Annotated in this window: 3 protein-coding genes and 2 pseudogenes; 1 reads left to right on the plus strand and 4 read right to left on the minus strand. The window is 75.3% G+C overall.

Annotated elements, in window-relative coordinates:
• Positions 1–489, plus strand: a pseudogene (locus ACFQ87_RS45060) (SAM-dependent methyltransferase); the annotation flags it as partial.
• A gap of 66 nt (positions 490–555) precedes the next feature.
• Here ACFQ87_RS45060 and ACFQ87_RS45065 read toward each other — a convergent pair.
• From ACFQ87_RS45065 to ACFQ87_RS45080, 4 genes and pseudogenes are all read right to left on the minus strand, one after another.
• Positions 556–1167: a cytochrome b/b6 domain-containing protein gene (locus ACFQ87_RS45065; RefSeq protein WP_380616853.1), complete on the minus strand. Its 612-nt coding sequence runs from the start codon at positions 1165–1167 to the stop codon at positions 556–558.
• Complete coding sequence (locus ACFQ87_RS45070; RefSeq protein WP_380616854.1) at positions 1151–1864, minus strand: molybdopterin-dependent oxidoreductase; 714 nt, start codon at positions 1862–1864, stop codon at positions 1151–1153. Before ACFQ87_RS45070 ends, ACFQ87_RS45065 begins: the two co-directional genes overlap by 17 nt.
• A 54-nt stretch (positions 1865–1918) precedes the next feature.
• Complete coding sequence (locus ACFQ87_RS45075; RefSeq protein ID WP_380616855.1) at positions 1919–3286, minus strand: hypothetical protein; 1368 nt, start codon at positions 3284–3286, stop codon at positions 1919–1921.
• A gap of 103 nt (positions 3287–3389) precedes the next feature.
• A pseudogene (locus ACFQ87_RS45080) lies at positions 3390–3746 on the minus strand (5'-methylthioadenosine phosphorylase); the annotation flags it as partial.

Below are 3746 nucleotides of genomic sequence, written 5' to 3' on the forward strand. Positions count from 1 at the left end.
CTGCGGCTGAACGCGCCGGTGGTGGACCTGGGCTGCGGGCCCGGCCGCCTGGTCGCCGCTCTGCTGGCCCTCGGCGTCCCGGCGCTCGGCATCGACATCACCGGCGCCGCCGTGGCACGGACCCGGCACCTCGGCGGTCCGGCGCTCTGCCGATCGGTGTTCGACCGCCTGCCCGCCGAGGGCCGCTGGGGCGCCGCGCTGCTCGCCGACGGCAACCTCGGCATCGGCGGCGACCCCGACGCCCTGCTCCGCCGGGGCGCCGAACTCATCGCGCCGAACGGGCTGTTGCTGGTGGAGGTGGAGCCGGAGGAGAGGGACGAACGCTCCGTCGTCCGGGTGGAAGGCCCGGACGGCCGAGTCGGCCCGCCGTTCCCCTGGGCCCGTCTCGGCACTGCCGCCACCCTTCGACGGGCCCACACCGCGGGCCTCGTCGAGGCGGAGCGCTGGACCTCGCACAGCCGCCGCTTCCTCGCGCTGCGCAAGGGATGAGAGAGCCCCTGGACGCGGCCGACGACGGTCGCCGCGGTCCAGGGGCTCCGGCACGATGCCGCTCGCCTACCGCTCGGCGTCCGTGGCCTGCCACTGCGGGTGCTCGCGCTCGGCCCAGTGCCGCTCCACCAGGCCGGTCCGCATCCCGAGCCGCGCCTCCCGGTCCCGCCAGGCCATCCGGATGTGCCCGGCGACCACGACGGCGATGGCGGCGGCCAGCCAGTCGTGCACGAAGGTCGCGCCGGTCCGCCAGGACGGCGGGGCGAGGTGGGTGAGCCACATCAGCAGCCCGGTGCCGACGATCACCAGCATCGAGCCGAGGGTCCACTGCGCGTAGAGCTTCTGTCCGGCGTTGAACTTCCCGGCCGGCCGGTGCGCCGCCCGGGCGCGGACGGCCCGCAGCCACTGCCAGTCCGCCGGGGTGAACCGGCTCAGCCGGGTGAGGTCCGCCCGTACCGCCCGGGAGGCCAGTCCGAGCAGCAGCGGTACCGGCAGCGCCAGGCCGCACCACACGTGCACGGTGACGACCAGCGGCCGGTTGCCGACCAGTTCGGCGAGCGGCGCGAGGTAGAGGCAGGCGGCCGTGGCCAGGCAGACGCCCATCAGCGCGGCGGTCGTGCGGTGCACCCAGCGCTCGGCGCGGGTGAAGCGGAGGATCAGTTCAGCTCGTCGGCGCATCGTCCCGCCCGTTCGACCGGCCGACCCAGGCGTCGACGTCGTATCCGTTCTGCTCCCAGTACCCGGGCTGGACGGCGTCGGTGACGGTGATGCCCGAGAGCCACTTCGCGGACTTGTAGAAGTACATCGGCGCGACGTACAGCCGCACCGGCCCGCCGTGGTTGTGCGCGATCGGGTTGTCCTGCATGCGCAGTGCGACCAGCACGTCGTCCCGCCGGGCCTGCTCCAGGGTGAGGCTCTCGGTGTACTCGCCGTCGAAGCAGCTGAAGCGTACGGCCTTGGCTCCCGGCTTGACCCCGGCGGCGTCGAGGAGGTGGGCCAGCGGCACCCCCTCGAACGGGGTGTCCGGCACCCGCCACCCGGTGACGCACTGGACGTCCTTGACCAGCCGCCGCTGCGGCATCGCCTGCAGGTCGGCCAGCCGGTGGGTGGCGGGGCGCTCCACCAGTCCGTCCACGGTGAGGGTGTAGTCGACCGCGGTCCGCTCGGGGACGGAGGTCACCACCGAGTAGTACCGGAAGCCGTTGTTGCCCGGCAGCAGCCCGCTCAGGCCGCTCGGGTCCCGTTGTGCCAACGACGACTCGGCCCGCTGCAGGTACGGGCCGGCCGCGACGCCCACGGCGCCCAGTCCGAGCAGCCCGAGCACGACCCGCCGGCCCACGGGCGTGCCCTTGGGGTGTTCCGCTTTTCTGTCCACGGCCCCGATTCGACCAGGTCGACCCGGGCCCCGGCCAGTGACGGCGGTGTTCCGTCAGGGTTTCGTCATCTCCGGCGCCGCGCCGCGCGCCGTCCGGACCGGCGCGGCGCTCACGAGCCCGCGCAGCACCGGCACCACCAGGACGCAGGCCAGGGCGACCGCGTAGGCGGTGCGCTGCGCCGACGGCCCGCCCACCAGGTAGAGCGCCTGTCCGGCCGCCGGGACCGCCAGCCACTCCCACCTCCCGTCGAGCGCCACCAGGGCCACCACCAGCAGTCCGTACCAGGGGTAGCTCGGCGCGACGAGCAGCAGGGCGGTCCCCGTCACCAGGAGCGCGCCCCGCCACGGACGGTGGGGATCACCGCGCCGCAGGACCCACAGCACCACGGTGCCCAGCGCCAGGGCGGCGGCCCACGCGGCCCACCGGTCCGGCACCACCACCCGCAGCAACCCGAACCGGTCGAGGTGCCCCTGCTCGTACCCCTCTTCCCGCAGGTACCCGGGCAGGTAGCCCAGGACGCCGGCACCGGAGACGGCGACGTACGGCAGGTAGGCCAGCACGAACGTCCCGAGGGCCGCCGCGAGCACCATCAGGTCGCCCTTCGTCGGCCGCCGGGCCAGCAGCCCGGACACCGCACCGGGCAGGGCGAGCGCCGGCAGCAGCTTGGTCGCGACCGCCGCCCCGAGCAGGGCGCCCCCGGCACCGGACCGGCGGCGGGACGCAAAGCCCAACCCGGCCACCATGAGGAGCGCGCCGAGGGTGTCCACGTGCGCGTCGTTGACCGCCCACACCGTCACGCCCGGACACCACCCCCACAGCGCCGCCCGCCGGCTCCCCCGCCCGACCGCCAGCAGCACACCGGTGGTGGCGACCGCCAGCAGCGCACCGGCGGCCTGCACACCGCGCACCCCGCCGCCGAAGGGGTGCCCGGCGAGGAACCAGGCCTCCGCGACCGGCGGGTAGACGGTGTGCACGGCCGGCCGGTTGATGCGGGTGCAGTCCCCGGCCGCCGTCCGCCGCTCGTCCCAGGTCGCGCAGCCGTCCCCCACCGGGAACAGGCCCGAATCGCGCAGCCGGACCAGCGCCGGGTCGTCCGGGGTGTACGCGTACGGGGAGAGGCCGGCCGCCTGGACCCGCCCGTCCCACACGTACCGGTAGGCGTCGTCGCTGGTACGCGGCGGCGCCAGCAGCCCGGCCGCGGCGACCAGGACGCTCCCGGTCAGCACCAGCGGCACCACGTGACGGCGGCTCACCTTCCGCAGCAGGAGCAGCGCGAGTACGAAGAGCGCGGCGTCGAGTGCGTACCACTCGTAGAGCGGCGACCGGTCGGCGAGCGTGCCGCCACCGGTCACGGTCAGTGCGAGGGCCACCGCGAGGGCGGCGACCGCGAGGGCGCAGGTCAGGGAGGTACGGGTGAGCACGCGCCCACCCTGCCACCGGAACCTGCCCGCCGGCGGCACCGGCGGGGCCGCCGTTCGGAATCCGTAAGCACCGCGCGGCGGCGGCATCACCGGTCCGGGGCGGTCAGTCGCCGGGAACGCCGGGAAGGCCGGTCGTGAGGCCGTCCAGGGCGTGCGAGCAGACGCAGTCCCGCTCGGCGGGCAGCATCCCGATCGCCTTGAACAGCACCGTGCGCAGCCGGTCGACGCTCCCCGCGAAGACCTTGAGCACCTCGGCCTGGGTGACGCCCTCGCCGGCCTCCACGCCGGCGTCGTGGTCGGTCACGAGTGCCACCGAGGTGTAGCAGAGCCCGAGTTCACGCGCCAGCACCGCCTCGGGGTGCCCCGTCATGCCGACCACCGACCAGCCGTTGGCGGTGAACCAGCGGGACTCGGCCCGGGTGGAGAAGCGCGGGCCCTCGATGACCACGAGGGTGCCGCC

The organism is Kitasatospora sp. NPDC056531, from assembly GCF_042794375.1.
GTDB lineage: Bacteria > Actinomycetota > Actinomycetes > Streptomycetales > Streptomycetaceae > Kitasatospora.